The 20,811-nt window shown below is 62.7% G+C and carries 14 protein-coding genes and 1 pseudogene; 4 read left to right on the forward strand and 11 right to left on the reverse strand.

Going from position 1 to position 20,811, the window contains the following annotated elements:
• Positions 1–77: 77 nt before the first annotated feature.
• The 4 genes from BLR03_RS16725 to BLR03_RS16740 form a co-directional block, all read right to left on the reverse strand.
• Complete coding sequence (locus BLR03_RS16725) at positions 78–689, reverse strand: DUF305 domain-containing protein (protein WP_091254858.1); 612 nt, start codon at positions 687–689, stop codon at positions 78–80.
• 140 nt (positions 690–829) lie between these two features.
• Positions 830–1,297 carry a hypothetical protein gene (locus BLR03_RS16730; protein ID WP_091254861.1) on the reverse strand — a complete coding sequence of 156 codons (468 nt, stop codon included), beginning with the start codon at positions 1,295–1,297 and terminating at the stop codon, positions 830–832.
• A gap of 63 nt (positions 1,298–1,360) precedes the next feature.
• Positions 1,361–3,490 carry a copper-translocating P-type ATPase gene (locus tag BLR03_RS16735; protein WP_091254863.1) on the reverse strand — a complete coding sequence of 710 codons (2,130 nt, stop codon included), beginning with the start codon at positions 3,488–3,490 and terminating at the stop codon, positions 1,361–1,363.
• 75 nt (positions 3,491–3,565) lie between these two features.
• Positions 3,566–3,883 (reverse strand): heavy-metal-associated domain-containing protein, encoded by a 318-nt coding sequence (locus BLR03_RS16740; RefSeq protein ID WP_091254865.1) that lies wholly within the window; start codon positions 3,881–3,883, stop codon positions 3,566–3,568.
• Positions 3,884–4,190: 307 nt separating this feature from the next.
• Between BLR03_RS16740 and BLR03_RS16745 the strand changes: the two are divergent.
• From BLR03_RS16745 to BLR03_RS16760, 4 genes and pseudogenes are all read left to right on the forward strand, one after another.
• A pseudogene (locus BLR03_RS16745) lies at positions 4,191–4,711 on the forward strand (recombinase family protein); the annotation flags it as partial.
• Positions 4,712–5,090: 379 nt separating this feature from the next.
• Positions 5,091–6,005 (forward strand): DNA-processing protein DprA, encoded by a 915-nt coding sequence (dprA, locus tag BLR03_RS16750; RefSeq protein ID WP_091254867.1) that lies wholly within the window; start codon positions 5,091–5,093, stop codon positions 6,003–6,005.
• A 955-nt stretch (positions 6,006–6,960) separates the two neighbouring features.
• Complete coding sequence (locus BLR03_RS16755) at positions 6,961–8,193, forward strand: IS110 family RNA-guided transposase (protein WP_091254870.1); 1,233 nt, start codon at positions 6,961–6,963, stop codon at positions 8,191–8,193.
• A 195-nt stretch (positions 8,194–8,388) separates the two neighbouring features.
• Positions 8,389–9,732, forward strand: coding sequence for a ParB/RepB/Spo0J family partition protein (locus BLR03_RS16760; RefSeq protein ID WP_091254872.1), 1,344 nt, complete (start codon positions 8,389–8,391; stop codon positions 9,730–9,732).
• Positions 9,733–10,169: 437 nt separating this feature from the next.
• Here the strand turns inward: BLR03_RS16760 and BLR03_RS16765 are convergent, their stop codons facing one another.
• From BLR03_RS16765 to BLR03_RS16795, 7 genes are all read right to left on the reverse strand, one after another.
• Entirely contained in the window at positions 10,170–11,813 is a 1,644-nt protein-coding gene (locus BLR03_RS16765) for an SIR2 family protein (protein ID WP_091254874.1), read from the reverse strand.
• A gap of 48 nt (positions 11,814–11,861) precedes the next feature.
• A complete protein-coding gene (locus BLR03_RS16770) occupies positions 11,862–14,747 on the reverse strand; it encodes a DNA methyltransferase (protein WP_091254877.1) in 2,886 nt (961 codons plus the stop codon).
• 538 nt (positions 14,748–15,285) lie between these two features.
• A complete protein-coding gene (locus BLR03_RS16775) occupies positions 15,286–15,669 on the reverse strand; it encodes a DUF6262 family protein (RefSeq protein WP_091254880.1) in 384 nt (127 codons plus the stop codon).
• A complete protein-coding gene (locus tag BLR03_RS16780; RefSeq protein WP_254788559.1) occupies positions 15,656–17,203 on the reverse strand; it encodes a tyrosine-type recombinase/integrase in 1,548 nt (515 codons plus the stop codon). The genes BLR03_RS16775 and BLR03_RS16780 overlap by 14 nt, the downstream gene beginning before the upstream one ends.
• On the reverse strand, positions 17,200–18,303 hold the full coding sequence (locus BLR03_RS16785) for a tyrosine-type recombinase/integrase (RefSeq protein ID WP_091254882.1): 1,104 nt from the start codon (positions 18,301–18,303) through the stop codon (positions 17,200–17,202). Before BLR03_RS16785 ends, BLR03_RS16780 begins: the two co-directional genes overlap by 4 nt.
• 375 nt (positions 18,304–18,678) lie before the next feature.
• Positions 18,679–19,644 (reverse strand): DUF2971 domain-containing protein, encoded by a 966-nt coding sequence (locus tag BLR03_RS16790; protein WP_091254885.1) that lies wholly within the window; start codon positions 19,642–19,644, stop codon positions 18,679–18,681.
• Positions 19,645–20,045: 401 nt separating this feature from the next.
• Positions 20,046–20,558 carry a hypothetical protein gene (locus BLR03_RS16795; RefSeq protein WP_091254887.1) on the reverse strand — a complete coding sequence of 171 codons (513 nt, stop codon included), beginning with the start codon at positions 20,556–20,558 and terminating at the stop codon, positions 20,046–20,048.
• Between the last annotated feature and the right edge of the window lie 253 nt (positions 20,559–20,811).

Here is a 20,811-nt window from a genome sequence, read left to right on the forward strand (position 1 = left end):
GGGACTCCAGGGATTCAGGCGGGCATGGCAAGGGCGTTGGCGCCGGACCGTGACGGGCCGGCGCCGGAGGACACCGGTCAGAGGGTGGCCAGCAGGTCCTGCATTTCCTTGATTTCGGCTGTCTGGGAGGTCACGATTGCCTTACTCAGCTGGATGGTGTCGGGGTTTTTGCCTTGGCTGATTTCAGTCTGGGCCATCGCCACGGCGCCCTGGTGGTGGGTGATCATCCCGGTCAGGAACAGCTTGGCCGCTTCGGCGCCCTGGGCGGCATCGAGCTTGTTTAGATCGTCATCGCCCATCATCCCGTCGCCCATGCCATGGCCGGACGCCATCTGGGTCGGTTCGTTCCAGGTCTTGAGCCAGCCCGTCATCTGCTCGATTTCGGGGGCCTGTGCGGCCTTGATCCTGGTGGCGAGGGCGGTGATCCGGGCATCCATACCCTGTTTCTTGAGCATCATGTCGCTCATTTCCACGGCCTGGGCGTGGTGCGGGATCATCCCTTGGGTGAACATGGTGTCCGCCGCGTTGTGGTCCGAGGCGGCCGGGGCTGAGCTCGAGGACATCCCCATCCCGTTTTGGCCCATGCCCGGCATGGAGCTGGCAGGTGTAGTTCCGGAGGTCCCCGCGCAGCCCGCGAGGGCTATGACGGAGGCAAGGCCAAGGGCAGAAATGGTCAGAGTTTTCTTCATGGAGTTCAAGTCCTTTAAATCATCAAATCAGCTTTGTTGCACGACTGCGGATGACACGCCCATACCAGGCCTGAGCGGCCGGCAGGTGCGTATCGGGTAAGCGGGGGCGCGCCGGGCAGGACGCGGCGCAGCGTGGCCGTTTACGTCCGGCTGATGGAAAGTTGGCCCGGAGAAGGACCTCGCGGAATAAACCCGTACCCGAGGGCAGGCACGCCGCCGCCGGGCCCGCCGCCGGAAGAGCAGGGCGTCGTGGCCGGCGGCGGAGCTGCCAGTGTCGTGTTCCCGGGAGATGGGACGCAGTCCCCGCCCATGGCGGAGATCATCGTGCACCCGCAAGTATCGGCGCATGTCGGTCCCGGTGCGTGCGTGATACTAGGAGTCGCGGAGACGCCCTGGACCTTGGTGATGTCCGCGACGTGGCCGGGGTGCTCAGGAGCCGGCATGGCATGCAGTGCCCCGGTGTCATGACCGGTGGCCGCCGCCGGCATGGCGTGCGTGCCGGTCATGATGTGCATGCCCAAAATGCCGGCGACGATCGCCAGCAATCCCGCGAGAAGGGCACCCCGGAGGAGAAACGCCGTGGCGCGCTGGGCTGAGATGGCGGTCATGGTGTTCCTCCTTCCGTGCGGTCTGGTTGGCTTCAAGGTTACCGGCCCGGGACGGGCCCGGGTTCAGCGGACCTGGGCGGGATTGAGTTTCAGCCGGCGTAGCAGTTGCGCGTTCAGGGCGACGACGATGGTGGAGACGGACATCAGCACGGCCCCGGCGGCGGGCGAGAGTACGACCCCGGCGAAGGCCAGCACGCCGGCGGCCAGCGGGACGGAGATGATGTTGTAGCCGGTGGCCCAGATGAGGTTCTGCCACATTTTCCGGTAGCTGGCCCGGGACAGGTCCAGCATTGATAGGACGGCCCGGGGGTCGTTGCCGGCCAGGACCACGCCGGCGGATTCCATCGCGACGTCGGTTCCGGCGCCGATCGCGATGCCGACTTCGGCCCGGGCCAGCGCAGGGGAATCGTTGACGCCGTCGCCGACCATCGCCACCTTCAGGCCGCGGGACTGCAGTTCGGCGACCTTCTTGTCCTTGTCGGCTGGCAGGACCTCGGCGAAGACCTCATCGATGTTGAGTTCCTCGCCGACGGCGCGGGCGACCTGTCGGGCGTCTCCGGTGATCATGGCGACCTTGATGCCACGGTCCTGCAGGGCCTTGACGGCCTGGCGGGACTCGGTGCGCACGGCATCCTCGAGACTCACGGCCCCCAGAATTTTCTGCCCGTCAACGATGTGCAGCACGGCCGCGCCGCGGTCCATCCATGCCCGGGTGGTACTTGCCAGTGCCTGCGGTTCTTCCGCTTCGAGGTCACGGAGCAGAGCCGGGCCGCCGACCTGGATGGTCCTGCCGTCGACTGTGGCGCGGACCCCGCGGCCGGTCATGGACGAAAATCCGGAAGCCACTGGAATCTTCAGGCCCTGTTTTTGTGCGGCCCGGACGATGGCCCGTGCCACCGGGTGCTCGCTGTCTGCTTCAACGGCTGCGGCCAGCGCCAGGAGATCGTTCCGGTCCACACCCTCGGTGGCCGCGACGTCCTTGAGTGCGGGTTCGCCCTTGGTGAGGGTCCCGGTCTTGTCGAAGAGGACGACGTCCACGGTCCGCATGCGCTCCAGTGCCATCCGGTTCTTGATCAGGACACCGGCCCTGGCCGCCTGCTCGGTGGAAATGGCGATCACCAGGGGGATGGCAAGGCCCAGGGCATGGGGGCAGGCGATCACGAGCACGGTGACGGTGCGGGTGACGGCGTCCGGGATGCTGCCGAGCAGTGACCAGACGATGAAAGTGATGACGCCGGCGCCGGCGGCGAAGTAGAACAGAAAGGCGGCGGCCCGGTCGGCCAGGGCCTGGGCCTTGGAGGAGGAGGCCTGCGCCTCGGCGACCAGGCGCTGGATCCCGGCCAGGGCAGTGTCATCCCCGACCGCGGTGACCTGCACGCGGACGGTGTTGTCGGTGGCAACGGTTCCGGCGATGACTTTATCGCCGGGTGAGCGGAGGACGGTCTTGGATTCGCCGGTGATCATCGATTCGTCGAACTCGGCCTGGCCGTCGACGACCATGCCGTCGGCCGGCATCCGGGCCCCGGAGCGGACCAGAACGGTGTCCCCTGCCACGAGGTCGCTGACTTTGACGGTTTCCGTGCCATCTGCGGTGATCCGGTCCGCCTCGTCGGGCAGGAGTGCGGCGAGAGCGTCGAGGGCGCCCCGTGCGGAGCCGAGGGCGCGCATCTCGATCCAGTGCCCGAGCAGCATGATCGTGACCAGCAGGGCCAGTTCCCACCAGAAGTCCAGGTCAAAACCGCCGATCCCGAGGCTCGTGACCCAGGAAGCGATGAACGCCACGCTGATGGCCATGGCGATCAGCAGCATCATGGCCGGTTTCCGGCTCTTCAGTTCCTCCAGGCCACCCTTGAGGAAGGGCTGGCCTCCGTAGAAGAAGATCACGGTGCCCAGCACCGGCGGGATCCAGGCCGAGCCGGGGAAAACCGGAGGCATGTAGCCCAGCAGATCCGCGAACATGGGGCTGAAATAGACCACCGGCACGGACAGGGCCAGCGTGACCCAGAACCTCTTTTTGAACATTGCCACGCTGTGGCCGGCATGCTGACCCTGGGTGTGCACCATGTGCTCATCGTCCATGCCGTGAGGATGGTCGGCATGGGCATCAGGTGCGTGCGCGACGGCGGACTCGCTGTGGGGAGCGCTTGGCGCGTCCTGCCGGGCGATAGGTCCGTTGTGGTGGTCGTGGTCCATTGATGTGCTCCTTAGGAATTTTGCCGGCGCCGGGCGGCCCTTCCGGGCCTGCCCGCCACGGGTGCGCCGCCGGGATTACCGGCTGGGCGTGAACCTGTATCCGGCGCCGGTCACAGCGTCCCGGACCGCGCCTTCGCTGGCGGTCCCGGCTACCGCCAGGCGGGATGTGCCCCCGGCGACGAGCTCGACGGCTGCGGATTCCACCCCGTCCACGGAGGCGACTGCCTTTTCGACGGTCTGGACGCAGTGCCCGCAGGTGAGTCCCTCAATCGAGTAAACGGAGCCCTCGGCCGCGGGCAGCGCCGTTGTTTGGGCCCCGGCCGAGCAGCAGCGGCAGCCGGACTGCTCCGGCGCGGCGAGGGGAAGTTCGGTCCGGGTGTCTGTTCCGCACATGTCAGCTTGGTCCTTTACGGGAAGGAGTAATGGGGTGCTGGGGTTGAACGGCTGTGACGGCCCGGGCAATTCCGCGGACCTGGACAAACCACTTCACTGACAACACCCCAAACATACCCCTAGGGGGTATATTTGGCAAGCAGATCGGGAGCGACGTTCCCATCACGCGATGCAAAGTCAGCTCCCTGTACGGAGCCCAAAACCAGAAGCGGTGCAGAAGACTTCTGAAACTGACATGAGTTAGCGGGAAAGCCGGGCAACTTGTGTCTCGGAAACGCGACTCACCGGAAATCGCCTTGCGGTCGCCGCCGGGGTGCAGAAGCGCGACGTGTTCGCCGACGTGACTTCAGGAAGCGAGCCCGCGATCGAGCGGCCCGGAATGAAGAAGCTCCTCGAGTACGCCCAAGAGGGCGACGCCGTCGTTGTGGGGCGGGTCGACCGGTTGGGCCGGTCGCTGATCGACGTGCTCAACACAGTGACCCTGCTCCGCGATCGTGGCGTCCATGTCCAATCCATCGCCGACGGCATTGACCCGGCAACCTCGACCGGGCGCATGATGCTGAATATGCTCGCCACCCTCGCCGAGTATGAGCGCGAGCTGATCATCGAGCGGGTCAACGCCGGCATGGCAGCCGCGAGGCAGAACGGCACACACTTCGGCCGGTCGGTGTCCGCCCGACCATCATCGCGGACAAGCTGGCGATCGCCCAGGACGCCCGCGCGAAGGGACGAACCGCCGAAGACGCCGCCCGCCTCGTCGGCTGGAGCCGCGCAACGCTCTACCGCCACCAACAAGCCCTCGCTGCACACGAGAGCACCACAATATAGGTGCCCCTGAACGGCAGGTGACGGAGGGTCTCGTTTCCCAGTCTCGCCCAGGTAGCCCCCGAGTTAGGCCCTCGGACCTCGCTGCGCTCGGGCAGTACAAGCTCTTTTTTCTTTTTTGCTGCTGTCCTGCGGATCGTAAGTGCCCGCTCCACCGGGTCAACCGTCCTGCGGACGGCAGCGCACCGGATGCCTTGTGTCGGCGCTTCGCTTATTTCCTCCCACAATCCATCCGCTGCTTGCCCTTCGGGTTGCCCCGGCTCCGTCGGGCACAGCTACGCGTTGCTCCGCCAGCAGCCAAAAAGCAACGGGGGAGAGGGAGCTGGCCGGTCACCTGAGCCGCCCTACCCGCCGGAATCCTCAGCAAAGGACACAAGAAACCATGACTGACGAAAACCGCACCGCACGCGCCGCCCTGACCCGCCTGTTCGAACCCGGCGACGTCGTGGGCCGGGCGCTGGTGGCCAAACACGGCGCCCACGCCGCGCTGAGGATCGCCATCGGTGCCCGCCCTGCCCGGCCATTCTGGGACGTCACGGCCGATGAACTCGCCGAGGCCCTGAGCCGCTGGGCACCGCGCATCCACGACCTTGACCCGGGGAAAGATTTTGCGACCATCGAACGCCTCGGCGGCGGTTTCCTCGTCCCCGACGACGAGCACTGGCCCGAGGGTCTGGACGACCTTCCCGACGCCCCGTGGGGCCTCTGGTACCGGGGCAACCTCGAGACCGGGTTCCCGGCACCGTCCCGGTGCGCGGCCCTGACCGGCTCACGGGACAGCACCAGCTACGGCGCCGCCGTCACCGGCGACATCGCCTACGGGCTGGCGCAACGCGGAATCTGCGTCATCTCAGGCCTTGCCTACGGCATCGACGCCCACGCCCACCGCGCCGCCCTGGCCGGAAGCCAAGGCAACGGACCGGCGACCATCGCAGTGCTCGCCGGTGGCCTGGACCGGGACTACCCGTCCGGGAACGCTGATCTCGCCGCGGCGATCCGCGCCAACGGCCTGACACTCTCCGAGCTGCCGCCCGGAACCGCGCCGACCCGGCACCGGTTCCTGCAAAGGAATCGCATCATTGCCGCCCTCGCAGGTGTCACCTGCGTGGTGGAAGCCCGCTGGCGCTCCGGTGCACTCAATACCGCGCACCACGCAGAAACCATCGCCCGGCACGTCGCCGCCGTCCCGGGCAGCGTCCACAGCGCCAACTCGGCCGGATGCCACCGGCTCCTGAAAGAAGGCGGCGCGGTACTGGTGACCGACGCGGCCGAACTCACCGAACTGCTCGCCAGCTAAACCCGGGAGGGGTGGCCGGTCCCTTGTGAGGGCCGGTCACCGCTGGCGGTCCGCCGCCCGGGGCCCGGTTTGCTGGGTGGTTGTCGGCGGCGGACCGCCGTTCGGCGCGAAGGGATCCGCGGGGCTCGCCTGGTGCCGGCGGCAAGCCCCGGGGCGCGGGCTATCTGGGCGACCGGTGGGGACCAGGGGAAGTGCATGCTCGCAGGGCTCGCACCGAGAGCGGGCGTCCGCTGGCGCGGCCGGCTGTTGGGCCCGGCCCCGACGTCGCAGAGCTCCGCCGTACCCGGACCTGTGTGTCTACGACGTTTCTTGGCTGCTGTCCTGACGGATTGTACGTGCCGCTCCGGCCGGTCTAGCCCCTCCTTCGTCGGGGCCTGCGGCCCGCAGAATATGCTCCGGCGCTCCTAATTCGTTGTTAAGCAGCTTCTCGCGGGTCATTTCGGTTTGTTTGCCGGGGGCTGTCTTCAGGGTTCTGCGGCACAATCCGCTGGTGCGACGCCTACGGCGCTCTTGGGTCTTTGAATCCTCGACGCAGAGCGGCGCGTCCTGGCTTGTGCGGTTGTGCCGCAGAGCACTGGTGCGACGCCCTCGGCGCTCGTGGGTCTTTGAATCCTCGACGAAGAGCGGCGCGTTCCGGTGCGGTCGCGCCGCAGAACCCTGAAATAGCCGGCAGATGCCCTCCGGGTTTTTGCCGACCAGGTTCTGCGGCCGCGTGGCAGCGGAACCTCTGACTGCTGGTGTGGTACTTGATTCTCGTGGTGCGTGCAGGCTGCGGGATGACCCCTATTTCCTCCGGGAGCCTTAGAGCTCTTGGTCAGACCGGGGCGCCCGAAGTGGACTCGTTTCACGAACGGCTGGTGAGATGGCAGACCCTCGAGTCTTGGAATTAGGGCGCCGCGTGATCCGAACTGGCACGCCCGGGAACAGAACACACATTGACCGAGAGGAGTACAGATTGGACCTCTACTGCGGGATCGATTGGGCCGAGGGCCACCACGACATTGCCATCGTCGACAGCGCCGGCGATCTGCTCGCCAAACGCCGCATCACCGACGACGCTGCAGGCTACCGGGCACTGATGGAACTGCTCGCCGAACACGGGGACACACCCGAGGACCCTGTCCCGGTGGCGATCGAAACCAGCCACGGCCTCCTCGTCGCGGCCCTTCGCGCTGGCACCCGGAAGATTTACGCGGTCAATCCGCTCTCTGCGGCACGCTACCGCGACCGGCACGGAGTCTCGAAGAAGAAGTCCGACCCGGGGGATGCCCTGGTGCTGGCGAACATCCTTCGCACCGACGCCCATGCACATCGCCCTCTCCCGGCCGATACCGATCAGGCAAGGGCGATCACTGTCCTGGCCCGTGCCCAGCAGGATGCCGTCTGGGCACGTCAGCAGACCGCCAACCAGCTCCGCTCCGTGCTGCGCCAGTTCTACCCGGCGCTCCTTCAAGCCGGCTCGGTATGGCAGAACGGGCTCGCCCGCCCCGAAACCAGAGAACTTCTGCGCATCGCACCCACCCCGGGCGCCGCCGCCCGGCTCAGCACCGCCCGGATCGAAGCAGCACTGCGCCGCGCAGGCCGCTCCCGCGGCATCGCCGCCCAGGCCCAGCGAATCAAGCTCATCCTCCGTGGTGACCACGCCCGCCAGCCCCAGGCCGTCGAAGACGCCATGGGCCAACAGGTTTCCGGGCTTTTGCACCTTCTCGATGCTGCCTGCCAAGCCGTCGACCAGCTCAGCATCGCGGTCGAGGAGGCCTTCCTCGCCCACCCCGACGCCCAAATCCTGCTCAGCTTCCCCGGGATCGGCACCCAGCTCGGTGCCCGGATCCTGGCTGAAATCGGAGACGACAGAAACCGGTTCTCCGACGCCCGGGCCCTGAAGGCCTACGCCGGCTCCGCACCAATCACAAGAGCCTCGGGCAAGAAGAAGTTCGTCGGCCGCAGATTCGTCAAAAACGACCGCCTCAGCACCGCCGGCTACATGTGGGCGCTGTCCGCCCTCACCGGATCCCCGGGCGCCAGAGCCCACTACCAGCGCCGCCGCGCAGCAGGCGACTGGCATGCAGCGGCCCAGCGCAACCTCTTCAACCGCCTCCTCGGCCAACTCCACCACTGCCTCAACACACGCACCCATTTCGATGAAGCTACAGCCTTCACCCCGCGGGCAGCAGACCTCGCCGCTTGACTTCCTAAACACGTGAGATGTCTGCGTCGCTGATTTCCTCCGGGAATTGCCTCCCCCTTGCCTGCGGTAGACAGGCCTCCGTCGGCCACAGCTCCGCAAGCTTCGCCAGCAGCCAAAACAACGGGGGAGAGGGGAAGCTGGCCGGTCACCTGAGCCGCCCCACCCACCGGAATCCTCTGCAAAAGGAGCAACACCATGAACACCACACCGACCCTTGAAATGCTCGACCCCGCCACCCTGACCGTGGACATCAACGTCCGCAAAGACGCCGCCCTGACACCCGACTTCATCGCCAGCATCAAAGAGCACGGCGTGATGGAACCCGTCATCGCCCACCGCAAAGACGACGGCGTGGTGCACGTCCTGATGGGACAGCGCCGCACCCGCGCCGCCGTCGAAGCCGGACGCACCAGCATCCCGGTCATGATCATCGACTCCCCCGAGGAAGCCGAGCGCATCGTGACGCAGGTCGTGGAGAACATCCAGCGCGCCGAACTCACCGAAGCTGACGAGGCCGACGCCTACCACCAGCTGTCCCTGATCGGCGTCTCGGCCGCCGCGATCGCGAAGAAGACCGGACGCACGAAGACCACTGTGGAAGGTGCGCTGAAAGCCAAGTCCTCGAGCGCCGGATCCGCCGCCCTGGGCAAGGGGTACAGCATCGATGAAGCGCTCATCATGGCCGAATTTGAAGGGAGCCAGGACGCGACGGAGGAATTGGAGTCCGTGATCGCGGACGAACCCGATCAGCTCCTGCACGTAGCGCAGATGCTCCGGGACCGCCGCGACCGCGCCGCCGCCCTCGCCGCCCTCATCGCCGAGCTCGAAGCGGAGGGCAAGAGGATCGTGGAGGACGCCGGGCACTACGCCAACGAAGAGAACCTGTACGTCTCGGCCGCGAAGCGGGCCGACGGGGAACCGGCCACCGACGAGGACGCCAATGCCTACCTGATCAGCACCGACTACCGGGGCCAGCACAACGCCCAGCCCGTCATCACCGGCTGGAAGGACCTGGGCTTCACCCCGAAGTACGAACGCTACGACGGCGGCGCGCAGGCCCAGAAAGGCCCGATGACCGAGGAACAGAAAGCAGAGCGGAAGACCTTGATAGCCAATAACCGCGAGATGGAGAGCGCAACGAAGGTCAGGCGGGAATTTGTGAAGACCCTGCTCTCCCGCAAGACCGCGCCGAAGTGCTGGCAGTACTTCACCGTCCACGCCATCACCCACGACCCCGAAACCGCCAGCGGCTACGACGGCAAGGTCGCCACCGAGATGATCGGTGCCAAGACCGGGGAGGACACCGACCGGTGGGGCTGGAACCCGTTGCGGGACCACACCGCAAAAACCACCGCCCGGCCCGAGTTCTCCCTCATCGCCCTGATCTGCGCCGGGTACGAAAAGACCATCCAGAAAGACTCATGGCGGTCCGCCGAGAAGCGGCACTTCCACTACCTGAACCAGCTCACCGCATGGGGTTACACCGCCAGTGCCGTCGAGAAAATCATCATCGACAAGCACACCACCGACACCGAGTAACGTAGAAGTGAGCCGGGCGGCTGATCCCCCAATGCAGCCGCCCGGCCACCCACCCCAGCAAGGGCCCCCAACCTTCCAGAAGTGGGGCGGTCCGCCGCCCAGGGCGAACCACAGCAGCCACTCACGAGCGACGGACCGCCATTAACCGCGACCACGCACCAGCGCACCACCACCCGCGGGACCAGGAACAACGAGGTACCCGGCCGCGGCAGCACCACAAACCATTCAGCTAAGCTGAAAAGCAGATTTCCTTTGCAGAGGGAAACCAGGCAGGGCCGGCTCACGTCGGCCCTGCCTGCTTTTAACACAGCACCTGACGACCGTGAGAGTGCCAGAGCTTTAGTCAGAGGCCGATGTTCCCGAAGACTAACTGTCCTCTGGATCCTCGCCACTCCCAGCTAGCAGCATTCGAAACCGGCGGCATCAAAATGACCAGCCTAGACAGCTTTCGGCTGACAGTAGCGGAGCCTGTCGTAGTGACACAGGGCCTTCCTGAATAGTCCTCGGTCCGTGGTCGTAAAATCTCCGGCCTCGTAAGTTTCCTGCAGAACTAGCCGAAGGTCCTCAATGTCATAGTCCCCCGGATCGAGGCAGAGGAGGCTTTCGAGCTTGAAATAGAGGGCGTGATCAGAAGCCATCAGTTCTCGCGGTGTGGTGAGAGTTCCTCGAACGGTCCGATCAAAGCGTGAGGCAGTGTGGTCCGCCGCGGTAATTTTCCGTTCGGCGAGCTCACGGATGACCTCCGGGAGACCGTCGAAATTGATTGCACCGTCTTCGGCGATTCGGCCGGATTCGGCCAGATATTTGTGCACCGGAACATAACTGCTTGATGCCGGCCGAATGCCGGAGGGGATCCCGTCAGTCAAAACATTCTCTGCGTCGAGACGGCGCTCTCTAATGCCTAGAACATCCTGTTCGACGTCTGTGCGCCTGAGAGTTCTACCGCTGATGGACGAGAGGTCTTGGAGATCTCTTTCAGTGAAGGAACCTACGCCGAACACCACTCGCAGTCCGGAGGCGCCTTCGGCGTCGATCGGAATGGCGTGGACGCTCTCTCTCGCCTGCCCAGGCTCGGGATGAGCCACTAGGTCGTAGACGTGCTTCCTCAACTCTCGAAGAACGTGTGCCGGAAAGGTCCGCTCTAGATCTGTGAGTGCCGCCAGGATTGGTGCATAGTCATGGGCATCGATTCGTCTAATTGGAAGTCTTCCACTGTCCAGCACGAGCGTGGCAGACTCAATTTTGGCCGGTGCGGCGGTGTCCTCGTTCCACTCCACGAAGTAGATCCGCTTGGCGAGTTCATCGATGCGAGCCGGACCCACCGCGGTGGCCACGTTGGCCAAAATTTCCTGAATGTAGACGTCGCCAAGGCTGTAGCCAATGAAAATAACCGGGTGTTCGGCGAAGATTGTCAGGAGCTTCGCGGCGAGATAGTGATTTCTTTTCGAGTATTCGACGTAGTCGTCATGCGTCAAAATTAGGCTGGACGGCTCAGCTGCACTGCCGTGGATCTTGTACGTCTCTGCAATGAACTGTGCATCGCTGAGCATCAATTCGTCCTGGCCGACGTACGGCTGAAAACTGGGGAACAGTTCGTCGGTCAGGGAATCGTAGTTGGTCGTGATGACGCCATCAATGACTGCCTGCCGCAAGAGAGAGACTTCGTGGCCTAGCTTAGGGTCATCGACGCCCGGTCGGCCGGCTTCCAGCGTTTGCAGCTTTGAGACGTAGTCGGCGACCGCAACTTTGAGTGCCGCTTCATTGTCGGTGACGATGGAGCGGTATTGCTGTCGCTGGCTTTCATATCTGCTCTCGTGCCACCACACGTTGTGAAATACGCTTGCGATGGATGACGCCACTTTGGGGAGATCACGCTTTGCGGTCGCGTAGTGATAATCAAAGTCTTCACCGATGTCATCGGCGAAATGTCGCAGCAATGAGGACCAGTCCGGAAGGCCAAGGTACCGTCGCGAGACCCCACTTCCTAGGAACAGATAAGGGAGTGCGGAGTGTCCAGCTAGTTCATCGCGCAACGTCGATGTGAAGAGTTCGTCATCACTCTGGCGTGATTCTTCCGTCATACGTCATCCTCTCGTGGGCTTTATAAGCTCCATCGATAATCTTTGAAATTACAAGTACCGCTTGTACGAGGTGACGCGAGTGCCCTCCCAGACGCCAGGTCCAGGTGCGACCGCTGTCGCAGGATCCTTGGCCATGTCCTGATTCAGGGCGTAGATCTGGGTGAGGAGATCCTCGCTCGTCGTAAAGCCGTAGGCGTCTAGGACGGCGGCGTCGAGAGCTGCCTGGCACGAGCGAAGCCGGCTGTTACCCGGTTCCTTTAGGGAGTCGTACTGGGCTGCCAGCGATCTACCCTTGGCCAGGTACTCGGAGCGAACGAGGAGAAGGCTTTCAGCAGCCTTTACGACGGCATGAACCTGGTGTCGGGTCGGGGCTTGGGGCCAAGGGTAGCTATCCCAAACAGTGGTCGAGGTGTATCTCGGATCGCTCTTGTAGTTAGAACAACGTGCCTTGATCCATACTCCGTGGACACTGCTGGAGAGGATGCCGAATGAGTAGTCGTCATCTAGTGCAAAGACGGTAAGGGCATCTCCTGGACGAACACGAGCGTCCACGAACTCGAAGACAGCCAGCCTGTTGACCGTGGTGGTGCGAGAGGTGGCGATATAGCGGTCGAGTTTGGAAATTTTTTCGATCAGCTCGCCACGACGCCGCCACTGTTGCCACCATCTCGCGAGGAACTTTACGTGTTGGTCATTGATTTTTGCCTCAGGGTTTCGCTCCAGGATGGCCTCATTCTTGTCTCGCTCCTCCGCGGCCTTCTTCGAGCGTTCGGGCAGAACGTTGGTCCGCAGGTGGGTCATTGCAGCAGGGTATGCCGCATCGGCCGCTAGGACGTCGGAGTCCGGTACATCGATGATCCATTGGGTAACCGAGAAGTCGTGGAGCATCTTCTGGCCGATGAGGTACGGGTGGACGACCGTACTGCTTCCTGTGTCGGCTGCCCGGAGCCGCGCACCGTCCTGAGCTGCGAGAACGTAGCCCTTTGTGATGCCCGGCGTTTGTCCTTGGAAAACGACAGACGGAGTCATATTCGCTTCGAGATCAGCGGCCTTCCGGACATCAATGTTGGCTGACAAGGAGGAAGGAATGTGCTCCAGTTCCAGTCTTAGCTGGGCATTATTGATCCACAGATATTTCGGCGCGGGCACCACCACCTCCGGACCTGTCTTGATCCAATTGACGATGGACACGTGGACTACGGCGTCTCCTGACCAAGGTTGAGAAGAAACAGCGTCAAAAATCACGCCGCCGTTGTCGACGAGATAGTCAAGGGACGCGATACGGGAATCATTTTCACGGACCGTATTAGTCGCGACCAGTCCGGCACGTCCGCCCACTGGCAAATGATCATGGGCTAGCGGGAACCAATAACAAACGAAGTCGGAAACACCTTTCACGCCAGGAAAAGCCGCCGCTAAACGGGCGGTGTACTCGGAACCAAGATCGGCGACCATTTTGCGGCGCCCAAGAAAGGGCGGGTTTCCGATGATCGCATCGGCCTGGGGCCACGTATGAAATAGTGCGTCAGCGGCGATGATGCTGCTGTCGAGGTTTTCCAAAGGGAGCACCCCTTCAACATCGCCGAGCTCGTCTGATGCCAGCTTCTTACCGAGCATCATGGTGATCTTGGCGATTTCAACAGCGAACTCGTTGATGTCCATTCCGTGGAACTGATCGGCCGTTACATAGGCCAGTCCCTGCTGACCAACCGGGGTTGTAGCGGGTGCCAATGTCGAGATCGCATCCTGGATTTCTCGCTCCAGACGCCTCATTTCTCTATAGGCAACATATAGGAAGTTTCCCGAGCCGCATGCCGGGTCCAGAACCTGAAAGTTGGAAAGCTCGACGAGCAAGGCCTTCAGTGCCGCGACACCGCCGCCGCCGCGGGTTCCGGCGGCATGGATCCTTTCTCGCCACGGATTCACGATCGTCGGTACTACGATCCGGGCAATGTCAGCCTGGCTCGTGAAGTGCGCTCCTTGTGCATGACGTGCGCCCGAGTTCATTGATTGTTCAAAGAGCGTTCCGAAGATTTCCGGCCGGACGAAGGACCAGTTAGTGCGAGCAGCCTCTCGTAGCCCCGTCAGCTCCTGGACTGAGATCTCGAAGGGTTGGATATCGGAGAATAGTCCGCCGTTGAAATACGGGGTTCCCTTGTATCTGCCCCCGGATGTTATACCAGGGGTGTTCATTTCTCGAAAGAGTCCGAATAACAGTTCGTAGGCCTGCTCGGAAGGGTTTTCGGCAGTAAGGCAGTCGTCAAGTGCAAGCGTGAAGAGATGCGATGGCAGCAGGCCGATGTCCTCGGCGAACATCGACATCACGGATTGCAATACGAATCGCTGTGCTTGCCCACGGTTTTCAGTTCGTTCGTAGATTTCGCTGAAAACTCCGGCGACCAGGGCTGCAGCTTCACGCGTCACCTCAACGAGGTCATTGCTGAATACAGGTCGGGTCGGCGAAGGGAGAAGGAACGACAGGGCTTCCCACTGTGACGACAGATCTTCGATCTTCACACGATCGACGGGTTCGTCCAGCTGAGAATCGAAGTCGTAGATCCAGAACTCGTCAAAGTTGCACAGAACCACAAACTGAGGGCGCTCAGGCACTGCCTGTACCCAGTAGTCGAAGGCTTGTCTGTAGTGCTTGCTGAGGTCAGTTCCGGATCGTTTCATCTCGATTAGTACCCGGGGTTTCCACATCAGGTCGGCGAAAGCGGTGCCCTTCGACCCCGGTACTCCGGAATTTTTCTTCAGCCGAAACTCGAGAGTTGCCCCGGCTTCCCTGATGCCGGCGTGTCCGAACGCGCGGAACAGCCTGTCCAGAAAGGTCTGCGACTCTCCCTTTTCATCTCCACTTAAGAAGTTTTTTCTCCACTCCGCGAAGTCTGTCAGGGCGTTGCGGAGTTGAGATGTTTCTAAGTTGGAGGACATTCAGGAATTCTATGTTCCTAGATGCCGTTTCTCACGATCCATACGTCGCGGCAAGCCGCGTATCCGCTAGGCCATGGGCTGCCTCCCGTCTCGGGCGTCGCCAACCGTTTCCGATGCTCTGAGAAGTGTCTCTTCGCGAGTCACAAACGGTCGATATCTTTAGTCCGGCTCGGTGGAAGCCGTAATGGCGGGGCGCATCCGTTCTGGATAGTGTCCAAGACGTACCTCGGCGGCGTTCTGCGTCCCTATAGGAAGGCCGAGCATCGTGATGCACTTGAGATGCATCCGCGACGACTTGAGCCGACGGTTGCAGGCTCCGAACACGTCGGTATCATGTGGACCCAATGGGTTGGAGAAAGATGAAAGCTGCAGTGGTTATTTGGGCCTTGTTGGCGCTGTGCGGTGTCGCCCTCGCTATTTTTGCCGCAGACGGCGTCTCAAAGATCCTAGGGATTCTGCTTGCCCTAGTTGGAGTCATAGGGTTCATCCAAGCCAGAAGACGCCAAAATAAATAGGCCCAACGCCGCTCAGGATTCCATTAGGAGCCGCCTTCGTTTCGTCGCCGTGCGTGTCCCAATGCGAGGGCCAGCTGGTGTCTGAGGTGCTCGATTTCCGTGGACAGCTCGCGGTTTCGTTCCAGGGATGCGTTGAGCCGGGCGCGCAGGGACTCCGTGCTGGCGCTGCTTCGGCTTGCTCTGGGTTCTTGTGGGCGGTCGTCGCGCAGTCCAACGATGTCCGCGCGCAGGTCGGCCTGGGTGTAGAGCCAGGACCTCGATACTCCGGCGGCCGCGGCTACCGCTTCGAAGGTGACGGCGCCGCCTTGGTTCTGTAGTTCACGCAGCGCCGCCACGGCTTTGGAGCGGGTGAGTTCGTGCCGGCGCTCCGCGGCCTGCCGGATGTAGCGGCTGTTATCTGCCCGCAAGGTTATCGTCCTCCTGGACGTGGTTTGGGCCTGCATGCGTTTCGTCGTCGAGTGTTTCAATAATGCGGTCCAGATTGCCGAGCACCCGGGTGTTCATTTCGGCGAGCCGCTGTTGGCCGCGGGCTTCGGCGGCGGAGATGATCTGCACGACCTGGATCCGGTGTTCGCGGTGTTGCGGGAGGAAGTCGGCCGTGGTGATGAACATGGGACAGGTCAGGCAAGCGTTGGCGTGCGGGCAGGTTTTCTGCACCGGGAGTCCGCAGTAGCCGTTGGGCAGTGCCTGGGTCGCCCTGCCGAGGCGCTGTTTGGACCAGGCGGCCTCGGCCAGGGGCCCGTCGGGATCAAGTTCGACGACGCTGCCGGATGCGTTGACTTTGCGTGCAGCCTCCCAGTGCCGCCGGATGGTTGTGTCGCTGAGTCTGGCGTAGTGGGCGGTCATCTGGTGGGAGTCGTGGTCCAGGATCCGGCGCACGACCTCCTGCGGGACGTCGAGGTTAATCAGCCTGGTGCCCAGCGTGTGACGGAACCGGTGCGGGCTGACAACGGCAGCGCTGCCGTTTTCGTCGGTGACATCGCAGTCCCTGACCCACCGCCGAAGGGCGGTGCTGTATGAGCTTGCGCTGATGTGTCCGGCGCCGTAGACGTCCACCCGGTCATGGGCGAAAAGCAGATGGGTCGCCGAGTTGCTCGTGCCGTTGACGTAGCTGATGTGCTCCGCGATGGCCTGTTCGAGTTCCTCATCGATGGGAACGAGCGCCTCGCGTTTCATCTTGTGGTTCAGATACCGCAGATACGGGGCGCCGTCCTTGTCCCGGGTAATGCAGTCCTGGGTCAGGGCCACGGTGTCGCTGATCCGCAGCCCGCACCGGATCAGAATCAAGGTGATCAGCCGGTGATGCGGGGTGCCCATTTTGGCGAGGTTTCTAGGGTCTTCCAGCTGGGCCATGACGTGTTCACTCAGTGCCCGGGGTTGCCGGACCGTCTCTTTGGGATAGTCCTCGGTGTAGATCTGGGCCGTACTGGGCAGATCGGTCACCCATCCGTGACGGCGCATGGTGAGCAGGAAGGTGTTGAACTGACCGATCCGGATCCGGTGCGATGGAGCCCCGGCGCTGTGGGTGTGAAGGAATGCCAGGAACCCTTCGATTAGCTCCCGGTCAATGTCGGCGGTGCCGGTGACCGGGATCCTCGTTGAATCCAGAAAGGCGTTGAAGCTCTCCACCGCCTTGGTTCCCAGCACCGCGGATTCAACCGTCAATCCGGTCGTCAGCCGCCAGCGGGCCCATCGCTTGGCCAGCTGCTTCAACCAGGGCCGGGTGATGTTTTCGAAGTGGACCGTGACCTGGCTGCGGGCGGCGATACCGAGGGCCCTGGCATGCCAGACATCCTTGGGGAACTCGGCCTCCCACGGCGTGGCTCCCAGGGAGGCCTTCCCCATGGGCCCCGTCCAGACGGGCGGCGGGTCGACGCTGCTGTCCGCCCAAGGGTCTGCTGCCGGGTCGTTTCCTGAGGGCACGGGATGCAGGGTGGTCATATCGTCACCGTCCTGGTGGCGAACCAGCCGGCACCGGCCAGTGCGCGGCGGGCATCATCGCTGGAGATATGGGCGTAGGTGTTGACGGTCGTCGTGAGGCTCGCATGGCCCAACAGTTTGGAGACCACCTCGACCGGGACGTTCTCCCGAAGCATCCGGGTGGCATAGGTGTGCCGGAACCAGTGCGGATCAAACCCGATGCCAGTCTGCCGCCGGAGCCGCCGCACCAGGTCATGGACGGCGGCATACGTCATGGCCTGCCCGTAGGGCCGGCCCCACAGGTTGACGAAGACGTAGTCGGAATCCAGGTCACCGTATTCGACGTCGAGGTAGTCGGCATACAGCCGGATCAGTTCGGCGGTGACCGGGACCGTGCGCGAATGGGGCGATTTTGCGCGCGCACCGTTGGTGTTGTCGCGCCGGCGGATCGTGATTTCCCGTTCGGCCACGGCGATGTCCTCATGCCGGAGCCCCAGGGCTTCCCCGATCCGGATACCGGCGTCGTGGAGCAGCGCGAAGAGCAGCCGGTCCCGGAGGCGTCCGCACGAATCCAGAATGCTTTGGACCTCGTTGGGAGCCAGCAGACGGGGAATCCTTGCCGTCACGGAAAGCTTCACCGCCCGCCGCTGTTTCGCCGCGCCCTTGCTGATGTGGTGCAGGAAGGGTTTCCACCCTCCCTGGCGGGCGCCCGGGTCCCAGCACGTGATCAGCTCGCCCAAGTCAAGGCCATGGCGGGCGGCATGCTGATAGAAGATCGACACGGTGGAAAGTTTCCGGTTCACCGTCGCCTCGCTGCAATGGTGCCCGATCGTTGGAAGAACCGAAAGGACCTGGCCACGCATGTCCGGCGGACGCCGTAACCACCGGATGAAGGCACCAACGTCTTCCAGCTTCACCGACTGCCAGTCGAGCCCGTATTCACGCAGGAAAACGAACCAGTCCTTTAAATCGTGGGCATGGGCCTTGATCGTGTTAGGTGACCGCTCGGTCTCGGCCACATACCGCAGATACCGCTCCGCCGGTTCCACCACGCCGGTCACGCCGATCAGCGTGAAAGACACCTCATTGCTTGCCGGATCCAACACCTTCGATACCCGCATCGCCGCTCCCGTCAGCTGCCTCGTGGACGGACAAGACGCTAACCCATCCACAACGAAGCAACCAGAGCCCCAAACCCTCGTGGGCTACATGACAGACAGCAGCTGAAGGGCTAAAGATATCGACCGTTTGTGACCTGAATCCCGGCAAGCCTCCCAACCAGGTGAGAAAGGCCGTTCTTTGTTGGTCAAAACTGGTTTACGAAAAGAAGGTTGGTCAAAACACGAAGTGGAGGGTATTTGCCTCTCATAGGTGAGCGAGGTCGCCGCTCCTCCGATGCTGCCGGCGTACCGGTGGAGGAGGTTGTTCTCGCGGCGCCGGTTCTCCCGGGAGAGTTACTGGAGGCTCGCCCCGCCTACAAGCGGTGAGAACAGCATCTACCTGAAAGGAATGTGAGACGTTTCGATCTCTATCTCATCCTCGATGCGTTGAAACTCTTCGTTGTAAGTTCCCCCGTATCCGTGAGCTCCCAAGAGCGCCTGCAGACTGCGAAGTGCATAAAACCTGTCCGGCCCGGGAGAAATGCGGATTTTGCGGATAGGTAGAAGGTTGGGCTTGTCTACGACGGTCAGATTGGCATCCCCGTCGCATCCTCCGGTTAGCGCAACGTACGGGATCATGCCTAGACGTCCAGATCGGTAGCGGGTGAGGTCCCCGCTCGCGTTGACGATGATTCGCGCCTCTTCTTCGTGTACGAACCCCGGGTGCTTTGTTTGGTTGCGGAGAGATTCTGTCGTTTCCTCTATAGCGGCAATAACTTTCTTTAGGTTTTGGGGGCCTCCGTCCCGCGAAAGGGCCATATAGGCCTTCAATATGGTTTCGATGGCCTGCTCGGCGCCGAGCTCTGAGGCCCTTTGCTCGTAAATGACGTCGAGCCAGGCCGAAACATCTGCCTTGCCCGTTGACCAGTAATACCCGTGTTCTCCGGGTTGGGGGCGCAATATCTTCAATGGTTCGTTGCGGTCAAGCCCTATCGCATACGAAACTTCTTCGGTGCCGGCATAACCTCTCCACATGGTGAGAGAGTCCCCGCACCTTGAAGCGCTTAACAGATACCTGGTTCCATCTGCCGTGTCCGAGCGGTAGCGCATTCTGTCGTGCAAGTCCCCTATGTGGTCGAGATAGAGGTCCAGTTCGGCAGGAAAGTCATCACCGATCTTCTCTCTGGCCTGGATTAGATACTTGTCCGCGAGACGCCTTTCGTGGATGTCATTCATGAACGCTGTGTTGCTGGCCCAAAGTTCGTTTTTGAGGAGGATGCTCTGCAGCGCGGAGCCGTTGGTGTAATGCCAAACGAGCCCATCATCGTCGCCTTGCATCTCATCGCTACGGGAGTACTCCATTCGAAGAATGTAGCTGCTCCTCCCGCATAATTTTCGCAAGGACGTAGACGTTGATTCGTTGGTCGTCCGGCCCCGGAAACTCCACAGCGATCACTTCCCGTCCGTCCCCGGCCCGACGGGCCACCGAGGTTCTGCCCGGCCGCAAGCTTGCGTTCCCCCAGCGCCCCGTTCGAGACCGCGGTTTCTAGCCCGAATGAGGTTTGGAGAGTCGGGTTCACAGCAGCTCAGAACTGACATGGCCGTAGTCCTTACGGCGCCCGCGATGGCGAGGATAAAAGCGTGACCTCGGCGGGGTCATGGTTGGTCTGTAGCGCGAGGGTGCTCTTTCCAGAGTCCATCGAACCTGTAGAAGAGCCACAACTCAGCCACGACCGAGAATCCTCCCATGAGGAGGCCGTGCGTCAGCCACGCAGGTGCTTCAACTGAGCCGCGCGCTCACCTGTGACCCAGAAGAACACCTCGTTGGCACGCGGCGGCGTGAACTTGGGCCCGGACTGCGCGCACCACGGCCAGGTCAAGCCCGGGAAGTGCTTGCCCAGCGTGCGCGCAACCTGAGTCGGGATGTTCTTCATGACGGAGTAGTCCAGGTCCAGCGCCTTCGCCAACTCACGGGTACTCAGAGCTTCGTCCCGGCCGGGGTGGCCGGAGAGGTGGCGGAGCATTCGTTCGACGATGACGCTGGTCTTGGTGCCCATCGCGAAGAACTTGATCAGGTTCTCGTCGCTCCAGCCGTCGATCGCTTCCTGATCGGTGACGACCGCATCCTCAGCAGTCGGCTCGATAGGGGTGGCGGCTGTGACGGCCGTAGTCGAAAGCCGTTCTCCGAGGAACACAAGCACAGCACGGACGTGCTCGTTGGGGACCGGTACGTACTGGAACTCGGCGGCCGAGTCGGTGGTGGGGGTGATGATCATGGTTCTCTCCTGTTTAGTGGAACACTACGTCACGTAGTCTAACACTATTCCAAATAGTACGTGACGTAGATCGTCCACGGGTCCAGGCATAGACTTGCGAAGTGGGACCTGGCCACCAGACGTTCGACTGCCGGTCCCCATTACCGGACCGGAGTGCAGGGGACTTCCAGCATTCCATGCAGACGACTTCTGAAACTGACAGACGCCACGGTCACCTCGATCGTTGACACAATTGAGTCGACAAATGCCTAGA

This window comes from Arthrobacter sp. ok909, assembly GCF_900104405.1.
GTDB classification, from domain to species: Bacteria; Actinomycetota; Actinomycetes; order Actinomycetales; family Micrococcaceae; genus Arthrobacter; species Arthrobacter humicola.